Below are 25,449 nucleotides of genomic sequence, written 5' to 3'. Positions count from 1 at the left end.
GATGAATGCCCTTCCCTTGTTGCGCGAGGACGTCTGCGAAGTTGCGACGTCGCCGCTGATCATCGCGACACATGCCGTCGATGCGCTCATCGCCGAGGCGCGTCTCACGCCCAAGCCCGCGCTCGTCGATGAACGCGGCAGCGGTGCGCATCGCGATCTCGATCTCGACACGATGCTGCGTTCCGCGCGTGCGCTGCAACCGACGTTCCTCGCGATGGCGCGCGCGGCGCATGGCGCGCGTCCATCGCAGACGCTGCGCGAGCAACTGGCGCGCATCGGCCGTGAAGGCGAAGCCGCGATGATGCGCGCGACGAGCGGCAGCAACGCCCATCGCGGCGCGATCTGGATCGTCGGACTCCTATGCGCGGGCGCGGCGATGCACGCACCGGACGATGCCGACGCGATCTGCGCGTCGGCTGCTGCGATCGCGCGCTACGACGACCGTTATGCGCCGGTATCCGTCACGGCGAGCCACGGCGCGCGCGTGAGCGAACGTTATCGGGTCGCGGGCGCGCGGGGCGAAGCGCGCGATGCTTTTCCGCATGCGCGGCTCATCGGCCTGCCCGCGCTCGACACTGCACGCGCACGCGGTCTCGACGAATCCGGCGCGCGACTCGATGCGCTCATCGCGATCATCGCGTCGTTGGACGATACGTGTCTCCTGCATCGCGGCGGAATGATCGCGCTCGATGCGGCGCAACGCGGCGCGAAGCGCGTGATGAATCATGGCGGCGTGGCCACGCAGGAAGGACGCGCCGCGCTCGTGCGACTCGACGCCGACTTGCTGGCGCTGAACGCATCGCCCGGCGGCGCCGCCGATCTGCTCGCGGCGACACTCTTTCTCGACAGTCTCAGGCGTCTCATTTAAGGCGCATCGAAGAGGAACGAACGATGGAAAACATGCGATACGAATATCCCGCCAAACGACCCGTCGCGCGCCGCGCGCATGTCGGCGTGGTCGGCTCGGGCGATCTCGAAGTGCTGCTCTCGCCGTCGCAAAATGCGAACGCGGAAGTGGTGATCCGCACGAGCGTCGATGGCTATGGCCACGTGTGGAAGAGCGTGCTCGACCGCTTCTTTCAGCGCTACGACGGCGCCGCGAAGATCGAGCTGAACGACTTCGGCGCGACACCCGGCGTCGTCATGCTGAGACTGAACGAAGCCGTCGAAGCGAGCGAAGGAGACACGCCATGAACGCGCACGACATGTTTCTCGCGCGGCACAGCTTCATCGAACTGACGGCACGCGAACGCATCCGGGCGTTGCTCGACAAAGGCACGTTCCGCGAACTGCTCGGTCCGTTCGACCGGATCGAATCGCCGTGGCTCGCGATGCAGAATATCGTCTGCCAGGCCGACGACGGCGCGGTCATCGCGCGCGGCATGCTTGGTGGCGAGCCCGCGTTGATCGCCGCGATCGAGCCTGCGTTTCAGGGCGGCAGCATCGGCGAAGTGTCGGGTGCGAAGATCGCCGCCGCGCTCGAACTGGCTCTGGGCGAATTCGAAGCCGGACGCGCGATCCGCCCCGTCGTGCTGTTCGAAACCGGCGGCGTGCGCTTGCAGGAAGCGAATCTCGGGCTTGCGGCCATCGCGGAAATCCAGGCGGCGATCGTCGCGCTGCGCGCTCATGTGCCGGTGGTCGGCGTGATCGGCGGGATGGTCGGCTGCTTCGGCGGCATGTCGCTCGCGGCCGCGCTCTGCACCGAACTCGTGATGACGCGTCAGGCGCGGCTCGGCATGAACGGGCCGGAAGTGATCGAACAGGAAGCGGGCATCGAAGAACTCGATTCCGGCGACCGGCGCCTGATCTGGTCGATGATCGGCGGCGAGGAACGCGTCGCAGTCGGGCTTGCGGATGGACTCGTCGAAGACGATACCGACCAGGTCCGCGACGCCGTGCTCGCCGCGTTCAAGCGAGGCGTGCCGAAGCAGCATCGCACCGAAAATATCGACGGCTTCATCGCGCGGCTCGCGCAAGTGAACCCGGACGCGATCGATCCCGACACGCTGCGCACACTCTGGGGCACATCATGACCGACGCACTTTCCCGCGGCGAACGCTGGCTCGACGCGCTGACTTCTCCGTCCACGCGAACCGAGAGCGGCCCGATCCGCGCCCGCGACGGCCAGCTCGATGGCGAACGCGCGAGCTTCTTCGCCGTCGTGCCCGATCCGGAAAACCGCTTTCCCCGCGCGACCGATAACGTCGTCGGACTCGAACAAGGCTGGCTGCTCGCGCGCGCCGTGCGCGAAGCCATCGACGCCGATCGCGATGCCGGCGTGAAGCGCCCGATCGTCGCGGTCGTCGATGTGAAAAGCCAGGCGTACGGACGCCGCGAGGAACTGCTCGGCATCCATCTCGCGTGCGCGGCCGCCGTCGATGCCTACGCGAGCGCGCGGCTCGCGGGTCATCCGGTGATCGCGCTGATCGTCGGGCCGGCGATGTCGGGCGCGTACCTCGCGCATGGCTATCAGGCGAACCGCATCGTCGCGCTCGACGCACCCGGCACGGCCGTGCACGCAATGGGCAAGGAAGCCGCCGCACGCGTCACGCGACGCAGCGTCGAAAGTCTCGACGCGCTCGGCGATACCGTCCTGCCGATGTCGTACAAGATGAGCGCGTACGCGAAGCTCGGCTTGCTGCACGAACTGATCGAAGGCGTCGATGCCGATGCGCCCTCTTCCGTCGATATCGAGCGCGTGAAAGCATCGCTCGCGGCAGCGGTGAAGGACGCGCGCAACGGTCCGCGCGACCTGTCGGTGCGGCTCGCGTCCGACGATGCGAAACGCACGCGCGCGGCGTCGATCGAAGTGCGCAGGCGCATGCGCGAGCAGTGGAGCGCGTGATGAACCGGACGCCGCGTCCGCACGATCTGCTGCGGCTCGCGCCCGGCGCGATGATGTTGGACGAAGCGCCGGACTGGGTCGCTGCGTCGCTCGTGCGCGCGCCGTTCGTCGTCGTGCGGCGTGCGCCGCGTATCGGCGATGCGATCGCGGTCGGCGTGCGAGGCGCGACGCGCGGCGAACGCTTCGGCACGTGGATCGAGCCGCGCTGGATCGAAGCGATCCTCACGCCGGAGGATCTGCGCACGCGCGAACCCGATTCAGCGCGCGCCGCGCTGCCCGCGTTCGCGTTGCTGCGCGCTGTGCCTTCGATCATCGATCGATGCAACCTCGACTGGGGCCCGACTGGCAGCGCCGGTTTCGAACTCGCGAGCGCGATGCCGACGATCACGCGCGACAGCGACCTCGATATCGTCGTGCGTGCGCCGGAGCCTTTGCCGCGCGCCGACGCATCGTCGCTCTTCGACGCGCTCTCGCGCGCCGCGCAGGCAGCGGGCACGCGCATCGACGTGCAGATCGAAACATCCGACGCGGCGTTCTCGCTCGCCGAATTCGCGCGCGCGAATCAGCATCGAGGCCTGCGCGTGATGCTGCGGCATGCGGACGGCCCACGGCTCGTCGACGATCCGTGGGCGGCGGCATGATCGCGTATCTCTTTCCCGGACAAGGCGCGCAGACGCCCGGCTTTCTGCATCGTCTCGGCGGCGACGCACCGCATCCGGCGATCGTCCGCACGCTCGCGGAAGCGTCCGCCGTGCTCGGCGAAGACGTGCTCGCGCTCGACACCGCCGATGCCCTCGCGTCGACGGTCGCCGTGCAGGTCGCGCTCGTCGTCGCGGGCGTCGCGGCGGCGCGTGCGCTCGCGGAGGAAGGCATCGAGCCGGAAGCCGTCGCGGGCCTGTCGGTCGGCGCGTATGGCGCGGCGGTCGTCTGCGGCGCGATCGCCTTCGACGACGCGCTGAAGCTCGTGCGCCTGCGCGCCAGCTTGATGCAGGACGCCTATCCGCGCGGTTACGGCATGCTCGCGGTGCTCGGTCTGAACGAGCGCGAGATCGCCCGCGCTATCGCCGACAGCGGCGCCGATGCCTACATCGGCAATCTGAATGCGCCGCGCCAGATCGTCGTGTCGGGCAGCGATGCCGCGCTCGCGCAGGTCCGCGAGATCGCGCTGTCGCGCGGCGCGCGCAAGGCCGAACGGCTCTGCGTGAGCGTGCCGTCGCATTGCGTGCTGCTCGAAAAAGCAGCCGAAAGTCTGATCGACGCGGCGCGCGACGTGCGCATCGACACGCCGCGTATCGCGTATGTCGGCAATCGTGGCGCGCGCGTGCTGCGCCATGCCGATGCCATCCGCGAAGACCTCGCCACCAATCTGCGCTATCCGGTGCGCTGGCACGATTCGACCATCGCGCTTTCCGAGCTCGGCGCGAAAATTTTCGTCGAGATGCCGCCGGGACAAACGCTGACCTCCCTTCTCGCCGACGCCCTGCCCGGCGCGCCCGCCTACGCGATGGACGCCGCGCCGATCGGATCGATTGCCGCGCGCGTGCGGATCGCACGAAACCGCGCGAACGATTGATTCGCTTCCCGTGCGCGACTGATGCGCGCTTCGCGCTGGCGTTTTTATCCTTTCTGCCTACAAAATCGGAATTTTCGTGTAGCTTACAAGTCGACTGTCATTAGCATTGCGCCGGCGTCCGCGCATTTCTGCGCAACGACAACCAAAATGACATTCCAAAGGTAAAACTATGACGATCTTCCGCATCGCGCTTGCGGCATCCGCCGTGTTCACCCTCGCGTCGTGCAGCAGCATGACCAGCATGGATCCGAATCAACTGATGCAATCCGGGCAACTGGCGACGCAGGCATTGTCGCTCAGCGATTCCGACGTCCGCACGCTGTCCGATAAATCCTGCGTCCAACTCGACAAGGAAAACCAGATTGCGCCGGCCAACAGTCCGTACACGCAGCGCCTGAACAAGATTTCGAAGCAGCTCGGCGACAACATCAACGGCGTGCCCGTCAACTACAAGGTCTACATGACGAAGGACGTCAACGCGTGGGCGATGGCGAACGGTTGCGTGCGCGTCTACAGCGGCCTCATGGACCTGATGAACGACGACGAAGTGCGCGGCGTCGTCGGGCACGAAATGGGTCACGTGGCGCTCGGCCACACCAAGAAGGCGATGCAGGTCGCGTATGCGACGTCGGCGGCGCGCTCGGTGGCGGCATCGGCGGGCGGGGTCGTCGGGAATCTGTCGGCATCGCAGCTCGGCGATCTGTCGGAGAAGTTCGTGAACGCGCAGTTCTCGCAATCGCAGGAAAGCGCCGCCGACGACTACTCGTTCGACACGCAAAAGAAGAAGGGATACAACCCGGCGGGACTCGTGACCGCGTTCCAGAAGCTCGCATCGATCGATGGCGGCAAGTCGAGCATGCTCGATTCGCATCCGTCGTCGCCGGCACGAGCGAAGCATATTCAGGATCGGATCGCGTCGGGGAAGTAACGCGTAGTTGAGCGCAACGCGCGCGCGTTGGCAAAGAACAATCAGAAGAAGTAGTAGTGCACGCCACGGTCAGGCTATCGTTGCGGCGATGACCGCCCTGGTAGCTCGACGTGTCGCCGGTATATTCGGCTGCCACGCTCCAGTTTTTCTCGAGCTTGTATTCGACGCCGCCGCCGTAATGCAGACGCGTATCGGGCCACGTGCCCGTGAAGCCGATACGTCCGTACGGCATGATGTTTCCGTCGACGGGCATGCCGAACTTCAGGTCGATGCCACCGTCTTTCCCGGTCGTCGAGCCGTCGTGAAAATCCATGAATCCTTCGAAGCCGATCACGAACTGGCCGACGTCGTAATTCACGCCGGCCACGAGACCGGGGAAGTACGTCGTCTGCGTGGACTTCGGGTCCGGGCCGGTAATGTCCGACCAGTCGACACCGAACTTCGCACCGACATAAGGACCGGCGAACTGGCTATGCGGGCCTTGTACGCCCATCAGCTTGAGAAGAGTCGGATCGAGCGCTTCCGAATGCGCCTGTGCCGCGCAGAGCAGCGACAAGAGCGCTGGAGCAATGAGCTTGCTGATAACTGCCATGACTGAACTGCCAACCTTGAAAAAGGTGTTGCCCGATGGCGTCGGCGCATTCGGGCAATACCGTAATCGGGACAACGAACGTACGCGTTGCGTTGCACTCTTGCTTGCCTGACGGCAAGCAACCCGCGAGGTTAGTTAGCTCCGGTCAGCATAGAAAGCGGAAATGTCCTAAAGCGAGGCGGCGTGTTGTCGTATGAACTTCGCGCAGGATAACGAACCAATTCGCTGGCACGAAAGCCGATCGCCGCGCAAAAAGAAAAAGCCCCGCAAGTTTTTAAGCTTGCGGGGCCTTTCTACGACAACTGGCGGAGACGGAGGGATTCGAACCCTCGATCCAGTTTTTAGCCAGATGCTCCCTTAGCAGGGGAGTGCCTTCGACCTCTCGGCCACGTCTCCCAAACTTTTCGTCGCACCGGGAGTGCAGTGCAACGAGATCGAGATAATAACGTGTTCGCAGGCGCGGGTCAAACTGGCGTGATTATTTTTTTCAAAACGATCAATACCGAAAGGCCCTGCTCCGCAAACCGCAACGGAGCGCAGGATTCAAACCCGCGCTATTTACGCGCGGTCGAGCTCGAACGCCTTGTGCAGCGCGCGCACGGCGAGTTCGGTGTACTTCTCGTCGATCAGCACCGAAATCTTGATTTCCGATGTGGAGATCATCTGGATGTTGATGCCCTCTTCCGACAGCGTGCGGAACATCGTGCTCGCGATGCCCACATGCGAGCGCATGCCAACGCCCACCACCGACACCTTCGACACCTTCGGGTCGCCCAGCACGGTTTCCGCCTGCACGTGGCCCTTCACCTGGTTGTTCAGGATTTCGAGCGCGCGGTGGTAATCGCCGCGGCCGACCGTGAACGTGAAGTCGGTCTTGCCGTTCACGCTCTGGTTCTGAATGATCATGTCGATGTCGATGTTCGCATCGGCGACCGGTCCGAGAATCTGATACGCGACGCCCGGCTTGTCGGGCACGCCCATGACCGCGATGCGCGCTTCGTCGCGCTGGAACGCGATGCCAGAAATCACTGCTTTTTCCATGTTCTCGTCTTCTTCAAAAGTAATCAGGGTGCCGGAGTGCATTTCGGCTTCGAGCGGCATCAGCGGATCGGTCAGGCTGGAGAGCACGCGCGTCTTCACCTGATACTTGCCGGCGAATTCCACCGAGCGGATCTGCAGCACCTTCGAGCCCAAGCTCGCCATTTCCAGCATTTCCTCGAAGGTCACGCGGTCGAGCCGGCGCGCTTCTTCGACGACGCGCGGATCGGTCGTGTAGACGCCGTCGACGTCGGTGTAGATCAGGCACTCGTCCGCCTTCATGGCCGCCGCAATGGCCACGGCCGACGTGTCCGAGCCGCCGCGGCCGAGCGTCGCGATATGACCTTCCGGATCGACGCCCTGGAAGCCCGTGATGACCACGACCTTGCCCGCGTCGAGATCCTTCAGCACGCGCTCGCCGTCGATTTCGCTGATGCGCGCCTTCGTGAACGCGCTGTCCGTCTTGATCGGCACTTGCCAGCCGGCATAACTCACGGCGTCGAGGCCTTCGGCGTGCAGCGCGATGGCGAGAAGCCCCACGCTCACCTGCTCGCCGGTGGAGGCAATCATGTCGAGTTCGCGCGGGTCCGGGTCGGCCTTGATGTCGCGTGCGAGGCCGAGCAGGCGATTGGTTTCGCCGGACATCGCCGAGGGCACGACGACCATCTTGTGGCCTGCCTTGTGCCATTTGGCGACGCGCTTGGCGACGTTCTTGATGCGCTCGACCGAGCCCATCGAAGTGCCGCCGTATTTGTGTACGATGAGTGCCATTGTCGTTTTGAACTGGAGGGAAAACCGCGCTTCACGCGCGTTGGCGCGAGAGCGCTTGAGACTCGCGCTCGATTTGCTTCAGGGGATGTCGAAGCCTACGAACAGCGGGCGCTGCCGCACGCCCGTCGCGCGCTCGCACGAATGTTGTACGCGGCGCACGGATGCGTCGATGCGGGCGAAATCGAGTCTTTTGAACGGAGATGCCGCGCAAAAACGCGCCTGGGCGAAACGAGTTACCGTACCCGATCGAGGCTGAAATTACAAGATGGAGCGCCGGTGACGCCGATTTTACCGGCTTCGGCACAACGGCTGCTGAAAAGCACCCTACGCCAGCAGCAAATCCGGCCGCCACGAAATGCGGCGCAGCGACCCGAGCGCCGCGCTAGGCGCCGCGTCGCGATTCACGCCCACATGCGGCACGAACAGCAACGCGTCGCCGACGAAAAGCAGCGGCACATCGCGCTTCCAGGCGGGCACGCCGCGCTCCTGGAACAGATTCTTGAGCGTGCGGCTCGGCGCTTCGGACGCGACGCGCATGCGCTCGCCGCCGGCACGCGAGCGCGCGACGAGCGGCGCGGCACGCAGCACGCCGTCGCCGACGACGTTATCGGCGGGTTCATCGACGGGTTCGAACACGAACGAGCCGCGCCACTGCGGCAGACGCCATACCTCTTCGCCCTGCCATTGCAGTTCCTGCGCGGCTTTGAACGCGGGCGCGCCTTCGTCGAGATCGGGCGCATCGCCGCTGTCGCCCGGCTCCCAGAACAACACATTGCGATAAACACGCAGGCTATGCCCGGCATGATCAACGCGCAGCGCATGGCCATCGCGCGCGGCGGCCGCATCGCGCAACTGGCGCAGCATGTCGGCGATACGCGCCGTCGATGCCGCCAGCAAGCCGCGCGAGCGCATCCAGAAACGCATGAGGTTGATCGCGCGGTCGTCGTCGAGGGCGAGGAACGCGTCGAGCATCAGCGCGCCCTCTTCGCCCGCGCTCTGCACGTGCGCCAGATCGATGCGCGCGAGCTGGTCCAGAAGCCGCTGCGCCGACGCCGCATGCGATGCCGTGCGCGCAAGCGCGTCGCGAAAACCGGGAAAATGCACGGCGAGCACAGGCAGCACGTCATGCCGCAGCGCGTTGCGCGAATAGCGCGTGTCGCCGTTGGATTCGTCGTCGATCCAGCTCAGATCATGTTCGTGCGCGTATTGCTCGAGCTGCGCGCGCAGCAATCGCAGCAGCGGACGCAGACGCGGCACCGCTCCGTCCGCGCGCTGCGGCGCCATCGCCGCGAGACCCGCGACGCCCGCGCCGCGCAGCAGTTGCAGCAGCACGGTTTCGGCCTGATCGTCGGCGTGATGCGCGATCAGCAGTGCGTTCGCGCCGTGCTCGTCGCAGAGGTCGTCGAGCGCACGGTAACGCGCGTCGCGCGCCGCCGCTTCGAGGCTCTCGCCGCCCGCGCGCGCGACATCGACATGACGGGCGGCGTAACGCACGTCGAGCGATGCCGCAAAGCTTTCGCAATGCGCGGCCCACGCGTTCGCGTTGGGGCTCAGGCCGTGATGAATGTGGAACGCGACGACCCGCCGCGCGCCGAAGCAGCGCACGGCCGCATCGAGCAGCACGGTGGAGTCGAGTCCGCCGCTCAATGCCACCGCGAGAAGTGCATCGGAGGAAAGATCCGCGTCCGAAACCGTCGCGCGCACCGCCTCGAAGACGAGGCGGCCGGCTGGGGTTTCGTTATCGGAAGTCACGAGAGTTCGTGAAAGATGAGTTGCCGAAGTTGGCGGGCTTACGCGCCCGGCAGCGATTCCTTGTACTTGCCGTACGCCATCAGCTTCTCGAAGCGGCGCTCGCGCAAGTCGTTGACGCTCATGCCCTGGAACTGACGCAGCGAATCGGCGAGCGCGCGACGCAGGAGCGCGGCCATGCCCTTCGCATCGCGATGCGCGCCGCCGAGCGGCTCGTTCACGATCTTGTCGATGAGACCGAGCGCCTTCAGGCGATGCGCGGTGAGGCCGAGCGCTTCGGCCGCTTCCGGCGCCTTCGCCGCGCTCTTCCACAGAATCGACGCGCAGCCTTCGGGCGAGATCACTGAGTAGGTGGAGAACTGCAGCATCATCACGGTGTCGGCGACGGCGATCGCGAGTGCACCGCCCGAGCCGCCTTCGCCGATGATCGTCGTGATGATCGGCGTCTTGAGCTCGGCCATCACATACAGATTGCGTCCGATGGCTTCGGACTGTCCGCGCTCTTCCGCGCCGATGCCCGGATACGCGCCCGGCGTATCGACGAACGTGAAGATCGGCAGGCTGAACTTCTCCGCCGTGCGCATCAGACGCTCGGCCTTGCGATAACCCTCGGGGCGCGGCATGCCGAAGTTGCGCAGCGCGCGTTCCTTCGTGTCGCGGCCCTTCTGATGACCGATGATCATGCACGGCTGACCGTTGAAGCGCGCAAAGCCGCCGACGATCGCGAGGTCGTCCGCATAGGCGCGATCGCCATGCAGTTCGTGGAAATCGGTGAAAAGCTCGCTCACATAGTCGAGCGTGTACGGGCGCTGCGGGTGACGCGCGATTTGCGAAACCTGCCACGGTGACAGGTTCGCGTAGAGATCCTTCGTGAGCTGCTGGCTCTTTTTCGACAGCCGCTCGATTTCTTCCGAAATATCGACAGCGGAATCGTCCTGAACGAAGCGGAGTTCTTCGATCTTCGCTTCGAGTTCAGCGATCGGCTGCTCGAAATCCAGAAACGTGGTCTTCATATGTTCGAGTCCTAGAACAGCGGGCAGCGCGTATTCTAACCGCGTCCGTCCCTCAAAAATTCGCGCGGGAACTATCGATTATAAATCAACGATAGCCCGCGAAATTCGCGCGTCCTGCGCGTGTGTATTTTAATGATCCGCCGGAATCGGATTGAGACTGCGCCACATGTACCACGTCGCGACCGTACGCCATGGCTCCCAGTTCGCTGCCACTTCGCGCGCCTCGCTGCGCGTCACCGGCTCCCCGCTGAAGTAGTTGACGCTGATGGCCTGAATCAGCCCGAGATCGTCGAGCGGCAAAACGTCCGGCCGCGACAGATTGAAGATGAGGAACATCTCGGCGGTCCATCGGCCGATGCCGCGAATCTGCGTAAGCTCGGCGATGACGGCTTCGTCGTCCATCGATGTCCATGCATCGACATGCAGCGCACCGGATTCGAAATGCTGCGCGAGATCGAGAATGTATTCGGCCTTGCGTCGGGACAAGCCGCACGCCTGCAGCTTCTCGTGGCCGAGCCGGATGAAATGCGCGGGGTGAACCTCGGGACACGCGCCTTTCACGCGTTCCCAGATTGCTTGCGCGGCCTTCACGGAAATCTGCTGACCGGCCACCGAGCGCGCGAGCGTCGAAAACGGATCGCCGAGATTGACGAGATGGATCTCGCCGAACTTCGGGATCAGCTTCTTGAGGATGCGGTCACGCTTCATGAGATCGGCGCATGCGCGATCCCAGTAGTCGGGACGAACGATCTCGCGCGTGAGCCCGCCGATCTGCACCGGTACCGCCGCATCGGACGTGACGACGCGCGACTTGCGCACGACCTCGCCACGCTCCGCGACGAGCGCCTGCGCGTTCGCGCCATCGCCGGCGACAGCGCGGCCGTTGCCCTTCGCGGGCGACGCTTCGGCTTCTTCCGTACCCGCCTTCGATGGCCGCGCGGCGCCGTTCAGGCGCGCCGCCGTCCCGGGCTTCGCCGCCTTGAGTGCAGCGCTTCTGGCCGTCTTGCGGCCGACCGTTGCACCTGCGCCATCGATCTTCTGCGTGTTCGCTTTCGTTTGCGCGCCGCGCGTGCGCTTTGCCGCGCCCGACGCATCGCTAACAGACGCGGGTCGTTTGACCGGCGTCTTCCTGGCCGTTGCCATCTTGCCTCCTGCCTGGTGAGTCGATCAGAGGGTACGAAGGGCCGCGTTCAAACGCGGCGCCATTCGGTCGACCCACCCGGTTTGTCTTCAAGCGCAATACCGGCTTCGAGCAATTCGGCGCGAATCCGGTCTGCTTCGGCATAGTTCTTCGCTTGCTTCGCGGCGATGCGCGCGGCGATCTTCGCTTCGATCTCTTGCGGCGAGAGTCCTTGCTCCGAACCCGTGCCGCTCGCCTGCTGCAGGAACGCACGCGGTTCGCGCCCGAGCAGACCGAGCACGCCCGCGAGACCCTTGAGCTGGCGAGCGAGCGCGGGATCGCGCGTACGATTCACTTCGCTCGCGAGATCGAACAGCACCGACACGGCCACGGGCGTGTTGAAGTCGTCGTTCATCGCAGACTGGAAACGCTGCGCGCTCGCCTCGTTCCAGTCAAGTTGCTGATTGTCCGGCTCGACATCCTTCAACGCCGTATATAGGCGCGTCAATGCGTTCTTCGCATCGTCGATATGCACGTCGCTGTAATTCAGCGGCGAACGATAGTGTGCCCGCGCAATAAAGAAGCGCACGACTTCAGCATCAAATTTTTCAAGGACTTCGCGGATCGTGAAGAAGTTGCCGAGCGACTTCGACATCTTCTCGTTGTCGATCTGCACATAGCCGTTGTGCATCCAGTAGTTCACGAACCGCTTGCCGGTCGCGCCTTCGCTCTGCGCGATCTCGTTCTCGTGATGCGGAAACTGCAGGTCCTGCCCGCCGCCGTGGATGTCGAACTGATCGCCGAGCAGCGTGCAGCCCATCGCCGAACATTCGATGTGCCAGCCCGGACGTCCGCGGCCCCACTTCGAATCCCAGCCGGAGTCGGCGGGTTCGTTGGGCTTCGCCTGCTTCCACAGCACGAAGTCGAGCGGATCTTCCTTCGCGTCGTTCGCGGCGACGCGCTCGCCCGCGCGCAGGTCTTCGAGCGACTTGCCCGAGAGCTTGCCGTAGTCGGCGAACTTGCGCACCGCGTAGTTCACGTCGCCGTCCTTCGCCTGATATGCGTAGCCGTTCGCCTGCAACGCATCGATCATGCCGAGCATCTGCGGGATGAAGTCGGTCGCGCGCGGCTCGATGTTCGGGCGCTGGACGCCGAGCGCGTCGGCATCTTCATGCATCGCCGTGATGAAGCGATGCGTGAGCGACTTGATCGGCTCGTTGTTCTCGACCGCGCGGCGGATGATCTTGTCGTCGATGTCCGTGATGTTCTGCACGAACGTGACCTTGTAGCCGATCGTGCGCAGCCATCGTTGCACAATATCGAACACCACCATCACGCGCGCATGGCCGATGTGACAATAGTCATACACCGTCATTCCGCAGACATACATGCGTACCTCGCCGGCTTTGAGCGGCGTGAAGGGTTGCTTGTCACGGGCGAGCGTGTTGTAGATGCGCAGCGAGTTCATAGAAGGCGAAGCATAGACCGGAGTCAACCGTGTGCAGGGCAGCAGGCGGCGTGGTCGATGCGTGCGGGAGCGAACGAGACCCACACGCGAGCACGAACACGACGGTCATGCGACCAGGACGGAAGCGGCCACGAGTGGCAAAAGACAGTCTGGCGCCGGCGCGATACGCGTGCCTGGAGAACCAGGCGCAAGACACGTGCGCGGGACGTGCAGACCTTTTGTTAGAATGGGTCGGAGTATAACACCGGGACTTGAGCCTATGAAATGTCGAAGCGGCCGCGCGGCGGGCTTTACGAGCCGCGCTCCGGGCCAGGCTGAAAGCCTTGCCGGACGGTGTGCCGCATCGGGCATTTCTGCTCGCACATCGATCGTCGCGATCGTTCACGCATCCACGCGCTCGCGGTCTCTTTCGCCGCTTTCGTGGCTTCTTTCGCTGCATCATTCTTTGACTCGATTCCAAGTGACTCATCGCAAAGCGCGCACGTCTCTGCAACTCTCTTGCCGGTTCGCTTCCCGGACGCTCGCCATCGCCACCTTCGCGTTCGCCGCATGCGTCGGCATGTCCGGGGCCGCGCTCGCGCAGACCTCGACCGCCACGCGCGATGACACGCCGCAAATCGACTCGGCCATCGCGAACAAAGACTGGAACGCCGCGCTCACGCAACTCGATGCGCGCATCGCGAGCAATCCGCGCGACGTGCAGGCGAAGTTCAAGCGCGCCACCGTGCTCGCGCGACTGAACCGCGACGACGACGCCATCGCCGCCTTCACCGAAATCACGCAGGCCTATCCCGAACTGCCCGAGCCGTACAACAACCTCGCCGCGCTCTACGCGAAGAAGGGCCGCTACGAAGACGCGCGCGCCGCGCTCGAAACGGCGGTCAAGGCGAACCCCGGCTATGCGCTCGCCTACGACAACCTGGGCGATCTTTATCTTCGTCTCGCGAGCGAGTCGTACAAGCGCGCGCAGTCGCTCGGCTCGAAGAGCCCGCTCACGAGCCAGCGCATCACGGCTATCCAGAACATCTACACGCCGCCGAAGAAGCGCGCGGGGACAGCCGACGGCGCATCCGGAGCGGGCGCGGCCATCGCGCCGCGCACGGCCGCCGATGAATGGGCGCCCGCGTCCGGCCCGGTGTCGCCGGCCATGCCCGCGCCCGACGAGTTCTCGCCGTTCGGCGGCCCGACCGGCCCGCTGCCGACCACGCCCTATGTCGCACCGAAGGCGCAGCCGTAAGCGCCCTTCGCTGCCGACTGTCCGCATTCACCACACGAGGATCGATCCTTCATGAAATTCCTGATGTTGGCGCTTTCGAGCGCGGCCCTGATTGCGAGCGCGCCGGCGTTCGCCCAGCCGAATGCGCAGGCCGCGCACCCCACCGTGCTCATCAAGACCACGCAAGGCGACATCAAGGTCGAGTTGTATCCCGAGAAAGCGCCGAAGACCGTTGCGAACTTTCTTGACTATGTGAAGTCCGGTCAGTACAGCGGCACGATCTTCCATCGCGTGATTCCGGGCTTCATGATCCAGGGCGGCGGTTTCAGCACGAGCTTCGCCGAGAAGCCGACGCGCGCGCCGATCCCGCTCGAAAGCAGGAACGGTCTGAAGAACGCCACGGGCACGCTCGCGATGGCGCGCACGAGCGACCCGAACTCGGCCACCGCCCAGTTCTTCATCAATACGGTCGATAATGCGGGTCTCGACTATCCGAGCCCGGACGGCAACGGCTATGCCGTGTTCGGCAAGGTCGTCGCGGGCATGGACGTCGTGAAGAAGATCGAAGGCAGCCCGACCACCACGCGCGGGCCGATGCAGGACGTGCCGCAAAAGCCGACCGTGATCGAGTCGGCCACCGTGGTCTCGCAGTAATCCGAAGCGCCTGTCGCTAACCTGGCGCGCGCGCCGCGCCAGCGCTCAATCAAACTCAATGGAGTGAACATCATCATGGTCGAACTACATACCAACCACGGCGTCATCAAGCTGGAACTGGACGCGGACAAGGCGCCGAAGACCGTCGAGAACTTCCTCAACTACGTGAAGAAGGGTCACTACGACAACACCGTGTTCCACCGCGTGATCGACGGCTTCATGATCCAGGGCGGCGGCTTCGAGCCGGGCATGAACCAGAAGCCGACGGATGCGCCGGTCAACAACGAAGCGAACAACGGTCTCAAGAACGACGCCGGCACGGTCGCGATGGCGCGCACGAACGATCCGCATTCGGCGACCGCGCAGTTCTTCATCAACGTGAAAGACAACGACTTCCTGAACCATTCGTCGCCGACGCCGCAAGGCTGGGGCTACACGGTGTTCGGCAAGGTGGTCGAAGGCATGGATGTCGTCGAGAAGATCAAGAAGGTCAAGACCGGTTCGAAGGGCTTCCATCAGGACGTGCCGGTCGACGACGTGGTGATCGAGAAGGCCGTCGTGGTCTGATCCTGGTCATTGCATGATCGATACGAAGACTTCATTCGATCGCGAAGCAGCGGGTGCAGCGAACAACGCGCGCCCGCTGTTTTTCATTGCCGATCTGCATCTCTCGGAAGCGATTCCGAAAACGGTCGCGGCTTTCGAGCATTTCATCGAGGTCACGGCGAACGATGCGGACTCCGTTTTCATTCTCGGCGACCTGTTCGAGTTCTGGATCGGCGACGACGTTCTCGATGGTCCCGCGAACGACGCGCGCGCCAGCTTCGCGCGCCGCATGACGCGCCTCATGCACACGCTCTCCGAACGCGGCATCGGTCTCTACGTGATGCACGGCAATCGCGATTTCCTGCTGGGCAAGCGCTTCATGAAAGACGCGGGCGCAATGCCGCTGCCCGACCCGTTCGTGATCACCGCGTTCGGCAGGCGCGTCGTGCTCGCGCACGGCGATGGCCTGTGCACGGCGGATCGCGCGTATCAGGGCTTCCGCAAGTTCGCGCGCAACCGCTTCGCGCAGCGTCTTTTTCTGGCGTTGCCGCTCGACACGCGCCTCGGGATCGGCCAGCGCATGCGCACGAAAAGCGAAGGCTCGCGCGTGATGGGCGACAAGGCGAAATACGATGTCACGAAGAAGGCCGTGTCCGAGCTTTTCATCCACAGCCACACGAATACGCTGATTCACGGCCACACGCATCGTCCGGCGATGCATCGCGAAGTCGCGGGCGTGCGCTGGGTCCTGCCCGACTGGGAACTGGATGCGAACACGCCGCGCGGCGGCTATCTGCGCCTCGATGACGAAGGCGTGCGCGCGCTGCCGCTCTAGCGTTCGAGCGACGCGACCCGCTCTTCCGTGGCCTTGCCGTCCATCGACGTGCACAGGCGCTTGAGATCGACGAGCGCGGCGCCATCGACGGCATTGAGCGCTTCGACGCGCGCGCCGAGCCGCTCCAGCGCCGCTACGATGTCGTCGATGCGCTGTGTCTGCGTCGACGCGTGATCGATCAGGCCGTGGATCGCGAGCGACACCGGATCGTCAGCGTTCGGCGTGATGCCGTAGGCGCAGAAGCCTTCGCTCTTCGTTTCCTTCGGCTTCGAAACCGCCGGCATCACGATGCGCGCTGGATTGCCTACGGCCGTGCCGCCCGCCGGCACCGGCTTCACGACCACCGCGTTCGAACCGATCTTCGCTTCCGCGCCGACAGTAAAGCCGCCGAGCACCTTCGCGCCCGCGCCGACGATCACGCCGCGTTCGAGCGTCGGATGGCGCTTCGCCCCGCGCGTGAGCGACGTGCCGCCGAGCGTCACGCCCTGATAGATGGTGCAGTCGTCGCCGATTTCCGCCGTCTCGCCGATCACCACGCCCATGCCGTGATCGATGAACACGCGCCGCCCGAGCGTCGCGCCCGGATGAATCTCGATGCCCGTGAGAAAGCGCGCGATCTGCGACACGAACCGCGCGAGCCAGCGCCATTGCCCGCGCCAGCACGCGTTCGCCACGCGATGCAGGACGATCGCGTGCAGCCCGGGATAACAGGTGACGACTTCCCAGGCGCTGCGGGCGGCGGGATCGCGCTCGCGGATGGCGGCGATGTCTTCGCGAAGTCGGTCGAACATGGCGGTATCTCGATTGTGGGAAGGGGCGTGCAGGCGTCCGTGCAATGAAAACCTAAAGCACGGAACGCGCAAAGCTTATATCGGCTGTCGCCGTTTTTCGCCGATTGTAGGACGAGCGCGAAGAGTTCGCTCGATGCCCCCGACGGCAGCGCGGTCGTCGCCATCGGGCAAGCGAGGGCACGCGCGTTCTAGTCTTTCTTGGTGTGCAGCAGGATGTGCTTCGCCATTCCGCGGAGGATATTCACTTCTTCGCGCTCCAGTCCCGATCGCGCGAAGAGCCGCCGCACGCGCGACATCAGCTTCTTCGGATTGGCCGGATCGAGGAAATCCAGCGCGACGAGCGCGTCTTCGAGATGCGCGTACATGCCTTCTATTTCTTCGCTCGACGCGCTCTGCCCCGCCGATTCGACGACGGCAAGCGCATTCGCGGGCGTCTGAAACGCGAGCCGCAGTTCGTAGGCGAGCACCTGGACGGCCTGCGCGAGATTGAGCGAGCTGTAGGCGGGGTTGGCGGGAATATGCGCGAGCGCGCTGCAGCGCTCGACATCCGCGTTCGACAGCCCCGTGCGCTCGTTGCCGAATACGAGCGCGATGTCGCCGTGACGCACGAATTCGTGCGCGCGTTCGGCGAGCGCGCGCGGCGGCATCTGCGGCGGACCGTATTCGCGCATGCGCGCCGTGAGCGCGACCGACCAGTGCACGCCCACGAGGGCATCGGCGAGGGAATCGACGACATGGGCGGACGCGAGGACGTCATCGGCGCCGGAGGCCATCGCGATGGCTTCGGGCTCGTTCTTGACGTCGGCCAGTCGCGGCGCGACGAGGACGAGGCGCGCGAAGCCCATCGTCTTCAACGCGCGTGCGGCCGCGCCGACATTGCCGGGATGACTCGGCTCGACGAGGATGAAGCGCGTGGAGGTGAAGCCGCCTGCGGGCGCGGAAAGTTCGTTGGGTTCCAAGGCGCGATATGTGCTGAATGTGCGAAGCCGATATGTTAACGCGCTTTGCCGAAGCGGCGAAAACGCGCGGCCACTTTCGGGTAAAATGGCCCCTTCGCGCGCCGCGAACGGTTTTTTCATTCAGTCGAACCTTCGCGCGGACGCACCGCTCTTATTCAATTCGTCTTTCGTCGACATAGTCGTTGTCGCCAACTTTTCCGTCCGCGCATTCATTTCACGTGAGCGCCGGCCGTCAGAGGATTTCGCTCATGCATCCGATGCTCAACATCGCTGTCAAGGCCGCACGCCGCGCCGGACAGATCATCAATCGCGCGTCGCTCGATCTGGACCGCATCCAGGTCAGCAAGAAACAGCACAACGACTTCGTGACGGAAGTCGACAAAGCGTCCGAAGCCGCCATCATCGAGACGCTGCACACCGCCTATCCCGATCACTCCATCCTCGCCGAAGAATCCGGCGAAACGGATCGCGAGTCGGAGTTCCAGTGGATCATCGATCCGCTTGACGGCACGACCAACTTCATCCACGGCTTCCCGTACTACTGCGTGTCGATCGCGCTCGCGCACAAGGGCGTCGTGCAGCAGGCCGTCATCTACGATCCGACGCGCAACGACCTCTTCACCGCATCGCGCGGCCGCGGCGCGTATCTGAACGAACGGCGCATCCGCGTCGGCAAACTGGATCGTCTGTCGGATGCGCTCATCGGTACGGGCTTCCCGTTCCGCGACGGCCAGGGCCTGAACGGCTACATGCGCCTCTTCAGCGAAATGACGCTGTCGTGCGCGGGCCTGCGCCGTCCGGGCGCCGCCGCGCTCGATCTCGCGAACGTCGCGGCCGGGCGTCTCGACGGCTTCTTCGAGCAAGGCATCCATCCGTGGGACGTGGCGGCGGGCAGCCTGATGATCACGGAAGCGGGCGGGCTCGTCGGCAACTACACCGGCGAATCCGATTTCCTCTTCAAGAACGAGATCGTCGCGGCCAATCCGAAGGTGTACGCGCAGATGATCAAGATTCTCGACATGTACTCGCGCACGCGTCTGACCGGCGAATAAGCCGCATCGACGGAGCGCGCCCTGCGCTCCGTCGTTTCTCTTCCCTCGCGCTTCGGGCGCGCTGCCTGCTCTGCAACGAATGCGGGGCTCCGCTACAGTGCAAGCTTTTCCCCCGTCTGTCCGCTCCTGCGGCGCGCGCCGCGCCACACGTCACCCCTGCTCATGAAGAAAGGCTTCTACACGATCATCGCTGCGCAGTTCGTTTCGTCGCTCGCCGACAATGCGCTCTTGATCGCCGCGATCGCCATGCTCGCCGTCGTGCATTCGGCGCCGTGGGTCACGCCGCTTTTGCAAATCTTCTTCACGATTTCGTATGTGGTGCTCGCACCATTCGTGGGCGCATTCGCCGATGCCATTCAGAAGCGCCACGTCATGTTCGTCTCGAACGCGCTCAAGGCGGCCGGCTGCGCGATGATGATCGCAGGCGTCCATCCGATGCTCGCGTACGGCGTCGTCGGTCTGGGCGCGGCCGCGTATTCGCCCGCGAAGTACGGCATTCTCACCGAGCTCCTGCCGCCGCAGAAGCTGATCGCCGCGAACGCGTGGCTCGAATCCGCCACGGTCGGCTCGACGATTCTCGGCACCGTGATCGGCGGCGCGCTCGTGAGTCAGGTCGTCGGGCGCTGGGCCACACATGCGCATCTGCCGCTCGTGAACACCGCCGCGCACGCCGCGCTGTTCGCCGTGATGGTGATCTATGCGTCGGCGGCCGTCATCAACGTGTTCATTCCGGACACCGGCGCGCGCTACCCGAATCTCTTGAACCAGCCGACCCGGCTCGTCCACGATTTCTCGCATTGCTTCAAGGTGCTGTGGAAGGACAAGCTCGCGCAGATCGCGCTGTGGGTCACGACGCTGCTCTGGGGCGCGGCCGTCACGCTCCAGTTGCTCGTGCTCAAATGGGCCGATGCGAACCTCGGCCTGACGCTCTCGAAGGCCGCCGTGCTGCAGGGCGTAACGGGCATCGGCATCGCGCTCGGCGCGGCGGCGGCGTCCGCGTGGATCGTGCTGCGCCAGTCGCTCAAGGTGCTGCCGGTGGGCGTGCTCATCGGCGCCGTATCGGTCGCGATGGCGTTCTACAACAAGGATTTGTTCCCGGCGGGCTCGGGCGTGCAGATCGGTCCGTTGTTCGCGCCCGCGTACATCCTGATGGCGTATCCGCTGATGATTGCGCTGGGCGGTTTATCCGGTTTCTTCATCGTGCCGATGAACGCGATCCTCCAGCATCGCGGCGCGACGCTGCTTTCCGCCGGGCACTCCATCGCGGTGCAGAACTTCAACCAGAATCTCGCCGTGCTCGCGATGCTCGGCGCTTACGCGCTGCTTCTGACGACCAAGGTGCCGGTGCAGTGGATCATCGTCGTATTCGGCCTTTTCGTGTGCCTGATGATGGCGCTCGCCATGCGCCGCCACACGCAAAACGAGCGTGAAACGGATCTCGGCGCGCTAGTCGAGGAATGAAGCTTGCTCCACGGTGTATTCTGGGTTCATACCCCGACGCCGGCGGACGAGGAAGAGGGATGGAACGCAGGCGGCGGGGCGAAGTCGTAACGCTGTAGGCGCGCGCCGGGATTGCTGCGCGAGCTGTGATTACAGTGACGAATGCGAAGCGGACCCGGCCATAATCATTACTCGGCAACGTCAATAAAGGAGCAAGGAAATGGGATTGTTCACACGTTCGACGCTCGACAGCAAGATCAATGGCGCAGCCGATCTCGGCCAGCGCGCGGTGCGCGGTGCGAGTGACGCCGTCGATTCGGCCAGCGGCCAGTTGCGAAGTCTGCTCGACGATCTGGAAAGCTCTATCCAGAACGCGAAGGACATCGATACGGACAAGCTGCGCAAGGAGTTGCAGTCGAAACTGAAAACCGCGCGTTCGCAGTTGAATGGCGCGAACGGCGCGCTGGCGGGCAGGCTGAACGATGCCGCCGGTTACGCCGACGACTTCGTCCATGACAGGCCGTGGCATACGCTCGGCGCGGTGGCCGGTCTCGCGTTGCTCGTCGGTTATCTCGCCGGGCGCGCGTGAGGCGCTTCGGCATCATCGAAACTTGCCGCCGGAACGCCATCGCGCGCGTTCCGGCTGCGTGCTCCGCCCTCGCGACAGCCGCGAGGGCGCGATGCACGCGTGCCCTCACGATCTCCGTCCGCTAGCGACATTTCATTGGCCGTTCGGCCGACTCCGCCGTCATCCCGCGACAGGTTAAACTCATGCCCTATCGGCTGATTGGCGGCCGGCGCACGTCGCGTCCGGCCGTCTGGTCGTTCCGGCTTTCACAGCACGCAAGATGGGCAATCACACGGCACTCCCCGACACTTCCCCCGACACCGCCGCGCCGCTCGCGGACCTGTCGCAGCACACGCCCATGATGCAGCAGTATCTGCGCATCAAGGCGGAGCATCCTGGCACGCTCGTTTTCTACCGGATGGGCGACTTCTACGAGCTTTTCTTCGACGACGCCGAGAAGGCCGCGCGCCTGCTCGATCTCACGCTCACGCAGCGCGGTGCATCGGGCGGCAATCCGATCAGGATGGCGGGCGTGCCGCATCACGCATGCGAGCAATATCTCGCGAAGCTGGTGAAGCTCGGCGAGTCGGTTGCGATTTGCGAGCAGATCGGCGATCCGGCGACATCGAAGGGGCCGGTCGAGCGCAAGGTCGTGCGCGTCGTCACGCCGGGCACGCTGACCGACGCGGCCCTGCTCTCCGACAAAAGCGATGTCTATCTGCTCGCGCTCTGCCCCGCGCACAACCGTCGCGGCGTGGTGACGAGCGTCGGTCTCGCGTGGCTCAATCTCGCGAGCGGCGCGTTGCGCCTCGCGGAAGTCGCACCGGGACAAGTGAGCGCCGCGCTCGAGCGCATTCGTCCGGCGGAAACGCTCATCGCGGATTCGATCACCGACGTCCCGTCATCGCTCGGCGTGACGAATCCCGGCGCGACCACGCGCGTTCCGGCATGGCATTTCGATGTCGGCTCGGGCACGCAGCGCCTGCGCGAGCAACTCGATGTCGCGAGCCTCGACGGCTTCGGCGCGCAAACGCTCACCTGCGCGTGCGGCGCGGCCGGCGCGCTGCTGCTCTACGCCGCCGCGACGCAAGGCCAGCAGTTGCGCCACGTGCGCAGCCTGAAGGTCGAATACGAATCGGAATACATCGGGCTCGATCCCGCCACGCGGCGCAATCTCGAACTCACCGAGACGCTGCGCGGCACCGAATCGCCCACGCTCTTCTCGCTGCTCGACACCTGCTGCACGACGATGGGCAGCCGGCTTCTGCGCCACTGGCTGCATCATCCGCCGCGCGACGCAGCGATTGCGCAGGCGCGCCAGCAAGCGATCGGCGCATTGCTCGACGCGCCTGCCAGCGGCGGCCTCGACACCCTGCGCGGCGCGTTGCGCAAGATCTCCGACATCGAGCGCATCACGGGCCGCCTCGCGTTGCTGTCGGCGCGGCCGCGCGATTTGTCGAGCCTGCGCGACACCTTCGCCGCGCTGCCCGACCTGCGTACGCTCGTCGCGAACGTCGCCGCGCATACGCCGGCGCTGGAGCGCATCAGCGCCGCGCTGGAGCCGCCGCACGAGTGTCTCGATCTCCTGACGAACGCCATCGCGACCGAGCCCGCCGCGCTGATTCGCGACGGCGGCGTGATCGCGCGCGGCTACGATCCCGATCTCGACGAACTGCGCGATATTTCGGAGAACTGCGATCAGTTCCTGATCGATCTCGAAGCACGCGAGCGCACGCGCACGGGCATCGCGAATCTGCGTGTCGAATACAACAAGGTGCACGGCTTTTATATCGAAGTCACGCGCGGGCAGACCGACAAGGTTCCCGACGACTATCGCCGCCGTCAGACGCTGAAGAACGCCGAGCGCTACATCACGCCGGAACTGAAGACCTTCGAGGACAAGGCGCTGTCCGCGCAGGAACGCGCCCTCGCCCGCGAACGCGCGCTGTACGATGCGCTGCTGCAGAATCTGCTGCCTTTCATCGCGGATTGCCAGCGCGTCGCAAGCGCGCTCGCGGAACTCGATCTCCTGTGCGGGTTCGCCGAACGCGCCCGCGCGCTCGACTGGGTCGCGCCGGAATTCACCGCCGACGCGGGCATCGATATCGAACAGGGACGGCATCCGGTCGTCGAGGCGCAGGTCGAGCAGTTCATCGCCAACGATTGCTGTCTGAGCCACGACCGCAAGCTTCTGCTCATCACCGGCCCGAACATGGGCGGCAAGTCCACCTTCATGCGTCAAACCGCGCTGATCGCGCTGATGGCGTATGTCGGCAGTTACGTACCCGCGAAACGCGCGCGTTTCGGTGCGCTCGACCGCATCTTCACGCGCATCGGCGCGGCCGACGATCTCGCCGGCGGCCGCTCGACCTTCATGGTCGAGATGACTGAAGCCGCGGCGATTCTCAACGACGCGAGCGCATCGAGCCTCGTGCTGATGGACGAGATCGGGCGCGGCACCTCGACGTTCGACGGCCTCGCGCTCGCGTGGGCCATCGCGCGGCATCTGCTCACGCACAACGGCTGCTACACGCTCTTCGCGACGCACTACTTCGAGCTCACGCAATTGCCCGCGGAGTTCGCGCAGGCGGCGAACGTGCACCTTTCGGCGGTCGAGCACGATCATGGCATCGTGTTCCTGCACGCGGTGAGCGAAGGCCCGGCGAATCAGAGCTACGGTCTGCAGGTCGCGCAACTCGCGGGCGTGCCGGCCGCGGTGATTCGCGCGGCGCGCAAGCATCTCGTGCATCTGGAGCAGCAGTCGGTCAGCCAGCCCGCCGCACAGTTCGATCTGTTCGCGAGCCAGCCGTATGCGCCCTATGAAGACGATCCGCCGCACGATGATCAGGAGACGGCCGACGCGCCGGAACATCCGGTGATGGACAAGCTGCGCGCGCTCGACCCGAACGATCTGCGTCCGCGCGAAGCACTCGATCTGCTCTACGAACTGCATGAACTGGCGAATCGTCCGCCGGATGCATCGCGTTGAGCGTGACGCGCCGCGCGTCGAGCGCGCTGTCGCCGCGCGCCTGACGAGCGCGGTGACGATCGCGGTCGCGCTCGTGTGCGGCGCGATCGCCCATGCGCGCGCCGAGGGCAACGCGCCGCTTGCGTTCGCCGTGATCTCCGACGCGCTGACCCGCCCCGCCGACGAAGCGCCCGTGCGCCGCATGCTCGATGCGATCGCGCGCGACGGCAGCATCGCGTTCATTGTCTACGACGGCAATTTCAAGGGCGCCACCGAGCCGTGTCGCGACAGCATCTATCAGTCGCGTCACGACCTCTTGGACGCGTCGCGCACGCCGCTCGTGATGCTGCTCGGTCAGCACGACTGGGCCGATTGCACCCTCGCGCACGGGGGCACTTACGATCCCGTCGAACGGCTCGATTTCGTGCGTCAGCTCTTCTTCGCCGATGCCAGCTCGCTCGGACAAAATCCGCTCACACTCTCGCGCGAAAGCGACGTCGCGCGCTTTCGCACGTTCCGGGAAATCGTGCGCTGGCAGGCGCAAGGCATCGCGTTCATCGGGCTGAATGCGCCGAGCCCGAACAATCACTATCTGACCGCGGGCGGACGCAACGGCGAGTTCGAAGACCGCGCCGTCGCGACGACCTTCTGGCTCGAACATGCGGCCGAATCGGCGCGACGCTCCGAGATGCGCGCGCTCGTGATCATGCTTCAGGCCGATCCCGACTTCTCTCGCTACGAGCGGCGCGATCGCTTCGCATGGCTGCACTTCTCGCGCTCGAACCAGCCGCGCGATGGCTTCCTCGAACTGAAGCGCAGCCTTGTGAAGGCGGCGGAAATCTTTCGCGGTCCGGTCGTCGTGATTCACGGCACCGATGCGCCCGAGCCCAACGGCTTTCATATCGATCAGCCTTTGCGCAACGACAAGGGCTTGATCGTCACGAATCTCACGCGCGTGGCGATCGCGTTCAAAAAGCCGCAATCGCAATGGCTCGAAGTGCAAAGCGATGCACAATGGCATCCGCCGTTTCGACTGCGCGTGCGCGATGTGAAGGAATCCCATACGAAAGAATCGAGCGCGCCGCCGCCTGAAGCGCCGGCGCAGTCGAGCGAGCCTTATGCGCCTTATCCCGCACCGGCATCCACGCCGCCTGCGCTGCCGCGCAACGATCTGCCGGAGTCGCTGCCCCCGCCGCCTTCGATGCCCTCGCCCGCCTCCGAGCTGCCGCCTATCCTCACGCCGCCGCAGTCCTTGCCGCCGATCTATCCGGTGCCTGCATCGGGCGTGCAGAACGGCGTGAGCGGGCAATAAAAAAGCGCAGC

At 64.9% G+C, this 25,449-nt stretch carries 23 protein-coding genes, 1 tRNA gene and 1 pseudogene; 16 read left to right on the top strand and 9 right to left on the bottom strand.

The window, feature by feature from the left end; translation table 11 throughout:
- Position 1: 1 nt before the first annotated feature.
- From IAG25_RS34360 to IAG25_RS34330, 7 genes are all read left to right on the top strand, one after another.
- Positions 2-868 (top strand): triphosphoribosyl-dephospho-CoA synthase, encoded by an 867-nt coding sequence (locus IAG25_RS34360; protein ID WP_187608847.1) that lies wholly within the window; start codon positions 2-4, stop codon positions 866-868.
- A gap of 23 nt (positions 869-891) precedes the next feature.
- Positions 892-1,194, top strand: a complete 303-nt coding sequence (locus tag IAG25_RS34355; RefSeq protein ID WP_187608846.1) for a malonate decarboxylase subunit delta — start codon at positions 892-894, stop codon at positions 1,192-1,194.
- The gene (locus IAG25_RS34350) at positions 1,191-2,033 is read left to right on the top strand and encodes a biotin-independent malonate decarboxylase subunit beta (protein ID WP_187608845.1); all 843 of its coding nucleotides are present in this window, start codon (positions 1,191-1,193) and stop codon (positions 2,031-2,033) included. Before IAG25_RS34355 ends, IAG25_RS34350 begins: the two co-directional genes overlap by 4 nt.
- Positions 2,030-2,845: a biotin-independent malonate decarboxylase subunit gamma gene (mdcE, locus tag IAG25_RS34345; protein WP_187608844.1), complete on the top strand. Its 816-nt coding sequence runs from the start codon at positions 2,030-2,032 to the stop codon at positions 2,843-2,845. The genes IAG25_RS34350 and mdcE overlap by 4 nt, the downstream gene beginning before the upstream one ends.
- Positions 2,845-3,486, top strand: coding sequence for a malonate decarboxylase holo-ACP synthase (locus IAG25_RS34340; protein ID WP_222946772.1), 642 nt, complete (start codon positions 2,845-2,847; stop codon positions 3,484-3,486). The genes mdcE and IAG25_RS34340 overlap by 1 nt, the downstream gene beginning before the upstream one ends.
- Positions 3,483-4,418, top strand: a complete 936-nt coding sequence (mdcH, locus tag IAG25_RS34335; protein WP_187608842.1) for a malonate decarboxylase subunit epsilon — start codon at positions 3,483-3,485, stop codon at positions 4,416-4,418. Before IAG25_RS34340 ends, mdcH begins: the two co-directional genes overlap by 4 nt.
- Positions 4,419-4,587: 169 nt before the next feature.
- On the top strand, positions 4,588-5,346 hold the full coding sequence (locus IAG25_RS34330) for a M48 family metallopeptidase (RefSeq protein ID WP_304502698.1): 759 nt from the start codon (positions 4,588-4,590) through the stop codon (positions 5,344-5,346).
- 160 nt (positions 5,347-5,506) lie between these two features.
- On the opposite strand, the pseudogene IAG25_RS34325 reads toward IAG25_RS34330, so the two are convergent.
- The 7 genes and pseudogenes from IAG25_RS34325 to cysS form a co-directional block, all read right to left on the bottom strand.
- Positions 5,507-5,938, bottom strand: a pseudogene (locus IAG25_RS34325) (outer membrane beta-barrel protein); the annotation flags it as partial.
- A 303-nt stretch (positions 5,939-6,241) separates the two neighbouring features.
- Positions 6,242-6,334, bottom strand: a tRNA-Ser gene (locus IAG25_RS34320).
- Between the two features lie 162 nt (positions 6,335-6,496).
- Positions 6,497-7,747, bottom strand: a complete 1,251-nt coding sequence (locus IAG25_RS34315; protein ID WP_035503032.1) for an aspartate kinase — start codon at positions 7,745-7,747, stop codon at positions 6,497-6,499.
- Positions 7,748-8,071: 324 nt separating this feature from the next.
- On the bottom strand, positions 8,072-9,499 hold the full coding sequence (gene tilS / locus IAG25_RS34310; protein WP_187608841.1) for a tRNA lysidine(34) synthetase TilS: 1,428 nt from the start codon (positions 9,497-9,499) through the stop codon (positions 8,072-8,074).
- Positions 9,500-9,537: 38 nt separating this feature from the next.
- Positions 9,538-10,509, bottom strand: a complete 972-nt coding sequence (locus IAG25_RS34305; protein ID WP_035503035.1) for an acetyl-CoA carboxylase carboxyltransferase subunit alpha — start codon at positions 10,507-10,509, stop codon at positions 9,538-9,540.
- A gap of 129 nt (positions 10,510-10,638) precedes the next feature.
- Positions 10,639-11,652, bottom strand: coding sequence for a DNA-3-methyladenine glycosylase family protein (locus tag IAG25_RS34300; protein WP_187608840.1), 1,014 nt, complete (start codon positions 11,650-11,652; stop codon positions 10,639-10,641).
- Positions 11,653-11,699: 47 nt separating this feature from the next.
- Entirely contained in the window at positions 11,700-13,097 is a 1,398-nt protein-coding gene (gene cysS / locus IAG25_RS34295; RefSeq protein ID WP_187608839.1) for a cysteine--tRNA ligase, read from the bottom strand.
- 559 nt (positions 13,098-13,656) lie between these two features.
- Here cysS and IAG25_RS34290 point away from each other — a divergent pair.
- The 4 genes from IAG25_RS34290 (at position 13,657) to IAG25_RS34275 (ending at position 16,348) form a co-directional block, all read left to right on the top strand.
- Positions 13,657-14,334 carry a tetratricopeptide repeat protein gene (locus tag IAG25_RS34290; protein ID WP_187608877.1) on the top strand — a complete coding sequence of 226 codons (678 nt, stop codon included), beginning with the start codon at positions 13,657-13,659 and terminating at the stop codon, positions 14,332-14,334.
- Between the two features lie 51 nt (positions 14,335-14,385).
- The gene (locus tag IAG25_RS34285; RefSeq protein ID WP_035503040.1) at positions 14,386-14,967 is read left to right on the top strand and encodes a peptidylprolyl isomerase; all 582 of its coding nucleotides are present in this window, start codon (positions 14,386-14,388) and stop codon (positions 14,965-14,967) included.
- Positions 14,968-15,042: 75 nt separating this feature from the next.
- Entirely contained in the window at positions 15,043-15,534 is a 492-nt protein-coding gene (locus IAG25_RS34280) for a peptidylprolyl isomerase (protein WP_187608838.1), read from the top strand.
- Positions 15,535-15,547: 13 nt separating this feature from the next.
- Entirely contained in the window at positions 15,548-16,348 is an 801-nt protein-coding gene (locus tag IAG25_RS34275; protein WP_187608837.1) for a UDP-2,3-diacylglucosamine diphosphatase, read from the top strand.
- Here IAG25_RS34275 and cysE read toward each other — a convergent pair.
- Both cysE and IAG25_RS34265 read right to left on the bottom strand, forming a co-directional pair.
- Positions 16,345-17,139: a serine O-acetyltransferase gene (gene cysE / locus IAG25_RS34270; protein ID WP_187608836.1), complete on the bottom strand. Its 795-nt coding sequence runs from the start codon at positions 17,137-17,139 to the stop codon at positions 16,345-16,347. The two genes, IAG25_RS34275 and cysE, sit on opposite strands and share 4 nt — an antisense overlap.
- A gap of 188 nt (positions 17,140-17,327) precedes the next feature.
- Entirely contained in the window at positions 17,328-18,218 is an 891-nt protein-coding gene (locus IAG25_RS34265) for an RNA methyltransferase (protein WP_255504149.1), read from the bottom strand.
- 128 nt (positions 18,219-18,346) lie between these two features.
- On the opposite strand from IAG25_RS34265, the gene IAG25_RS34260 reads away from it, so the two are divergent.
- From IAG25_RS34260 to IAG25_RS34240, 5 genes are all read left to right on the top strand, one after another.
- Entirely contained in the window at positions 18,347-19,150 is an 804-nt protein-coding gene (locus IAG25_RS34260) for an inositol monophosphatase family protein (RefSeq protein WP_187608834.1), read from the top strand.
- Positions 19,151-19,312: 162 nt separating this feature from the next.
- A complete protein-coding gene (gene lplT, locus IAG25_RS34255; RefSeq protein ID WP_187608833.1) occupies positions 19,313-20,611 on the top strand; it encodes a lysophospholipid transporter LplT in 1,299 nt (432 codons plus the stop codon).
- A 199-nt stretch (positions 20,612-20,810) separates the two neighbouring features.
- A complete protein-coding gene (locus IAG25_RS34250) occupies positions 20,811-21,179 on the top strand; it encodes a DUF883 family protein (RefSeq protein WP_187608832.1) in 369 nt (122 codons plus the stop codon).
- Positions 21,180-21,438: 259 nt separating this feature from the next.
- Positions 21,439-24,147, top strand: a complete 2,709-nt coding sequence (gene mutS, locus IAG25_RS34245; protein ID WP_187608831.1) for a DNA mismatch repair protein MutS — start codon at positions 21,439-21,441, stop codon at positions 24,145-24,147.
- Positions 24,110-25,438, top strand: a complete 1,329-nt coding sequence (locus IAG25_RS34240; RefSeq protein ID WP_187608830.1) for a hypothetical protein — start codon at positions 24,110-24,112, stop codon at positions 25,436-25,438. The genes mutS and IAG25_RS34240 overlap by 38 nt, the downstream gene beginning before the upstream one ends.
- The last annotated feature ends 11 nt before the right edge of the window (positions 25,439-25,449 follow it).

It is taken from the genome of Caballeronia sp. EK (genome assembly GCF_014384845.1).
Taxonomy (GTDB): Bacteria; Pseudomonadota; Gammaproteobacteria; order Burkholderiales; family Burkholderiaceae; genus Caballeronia; species Caballeronia jiangsuensis.
This window is presented reverse-complemented; position numbering and strand designations above follow the sequence as displayed.

What these genes read in the sequence shown, in the direction of transcription:
- IAG25_RS34360 (WP_187608847.1), top strand. Translation starts at nt 2, where the DNA reads ATGAATGCCCTTCCCTTGTTGCGCGAGGACGTCTGCGAAGTTGCGACG.
- IAG25_RS34355 (WP_187608846.1), top strand. Translation starts at nt 892, where the DNA reads ATGGAAAACATGCGATACGAATATCCCGCCAAACGACCCGTCGCGCGC.
- IAG25_RS34350 (WP_187608845.1), top strand. Translation starts at nt 1,191, where the DNA reads ATGAACGCGCACGACATGTTTCTCGCGCGGCACAGCTTCATCGAACTG.
- mdcE (WP_187608844.1), top strand. Translation starts at nt 2,030, where the DNA reads ATGACCGACGCACTTTCCCGCGGCGAACGCTGGCTCGACGCGCTGACT.
- IAG25_RS34340 (WP_222946772.1), top strand. Translation starts at nt 2,845, where the DNA reads ATGAACCGGACGCCGCGTCCGCACGATCTGCTGCGGCTCGCGCCCGGC.
- mdcH (WP_187608842.1), top strand. Translation starts at nt 3,483, where the DNA reads ATGATCGCGTATCTCTTTCCCGGACAAGGCGCGCAGACGCCCGGCTTT.
- IAG25_RS34330 (WP_304502698.1), top strand. Translation starts at nt 4,588, where the DNA reads ATGACGATCTTCCGCATCGCGCTTGCGGCATCCGCCGTGTTCACCCTC.
- IAG25_RS34315 (WP_035503032.1), bottom strand. Translation starts at nt 7,747, where the DNA reads ATGGCACTCATCGTACACAAATACGGCGGCACTTCGATGGGCTCGGTC.
- IAG25_RS34305 (WP_035503035.1), bottom strand. Translation starts at nt 10,509, where the DNA reads ATGAAGACCACGTTTCTGGATTTCGAGCAGCCGATCGCTGAACTCGAA.
- IAG25_RS34300 (WP_187608840.1), bottom strand. Translation starts at nt 11,652, where the DNA reads ATGGCAACGGCCAGGAAGACGCCGGTCAAACGACCCGCGTCTGTTAGC.
- cysS (WP_187608839.1), bottom strand. Translation starts at nt 13,097, where the DNA reads ATGAACTCGCTGCGCATCTACAACACGCTCGCCCGTGACAAGCAACCC.
- IAG25_RS34290 (WP_187608877.1), top strand. Translation starts at nt 13,657, where the DNA reads ATGTCCGGGGCCGCGCTCGCGCAGACCTCGACCGCCACGCGCGATGAC.
- IAG25_RS34285 (WP_035503040.1), top strand. Translation starts at nt 14,386, where the DNA reads ATGAAATTCCTGATGTTGGCGCTTTCGAGCGCGGCCCTGATTGCGAGC.
- IAG25_RS34280 (WP_187608838.1), top strand. Translation starts at nt 15,043, where the DNA reads ATGGTCGAACTACATACCAACCACGGCGTCATCAAGCTGGAACTGGAC.
- IAG25_RS34275 (WP_187608837.1), top strand. Translation starts at nt 15,548, where the DNA reads ATGATCGATACGAAGACTTCATTCGATCGCGAAGCAGCGGGTGCAGCG.
- cysE (WP_187608836.1), bottom strand. Translation starts at nt 17,139, where the DNA reads ATGTTCGACCGACTTCGCGAAGACATCGCCGCCATCCGCGAGCGCGAT.
- IAG25_RS34265 (WP_255504149.1), bottom strand. Translation starts at nt 18,218, where the DNA reads ATGAAAAAACCGTTCGCGGCGCGCGAAGGGGCCATTTTACCCGAAAGT.
- IAG25_RS34260 (WP_187608834.1), top strand. Translation starts at nt 18,347, where the DNA reads ATGCATCCGATGCTCAACATCGCTGTCAAGGCCGCACGCCGCGCCGGA.
- lplT (WP_187608833.1), top strand. Translation starts at nt 19,313, where the DNA reads ATGAAGAAAGGCTTCTACACGATCATCGCTGCGCAGTTCGTTTCGTCG.
- IAG25_RS34250 (WP_187608832.1), top strand. Translation starts at nt 20,811, where the DNA reads ATGGGATTGTTCACACGTTCGACGCTCGACAGCAAGATCAATGGCGCA.
- mutS (WP_187608831.1), top strand. Translation starts at nt 21,439, where the DNA reads ATGGGCAATCACACGGCACTCCCCGACACTTCCCCCGACACCGCCGCG.
- IAG25_RS34240 (WP_187608830.1), top strand. Translation starts at nt 24,110, where the DNA reads ATGAACTGGCGAATCGTCCGCCGGATGCATCGCGTTGAGCGTGACGCG.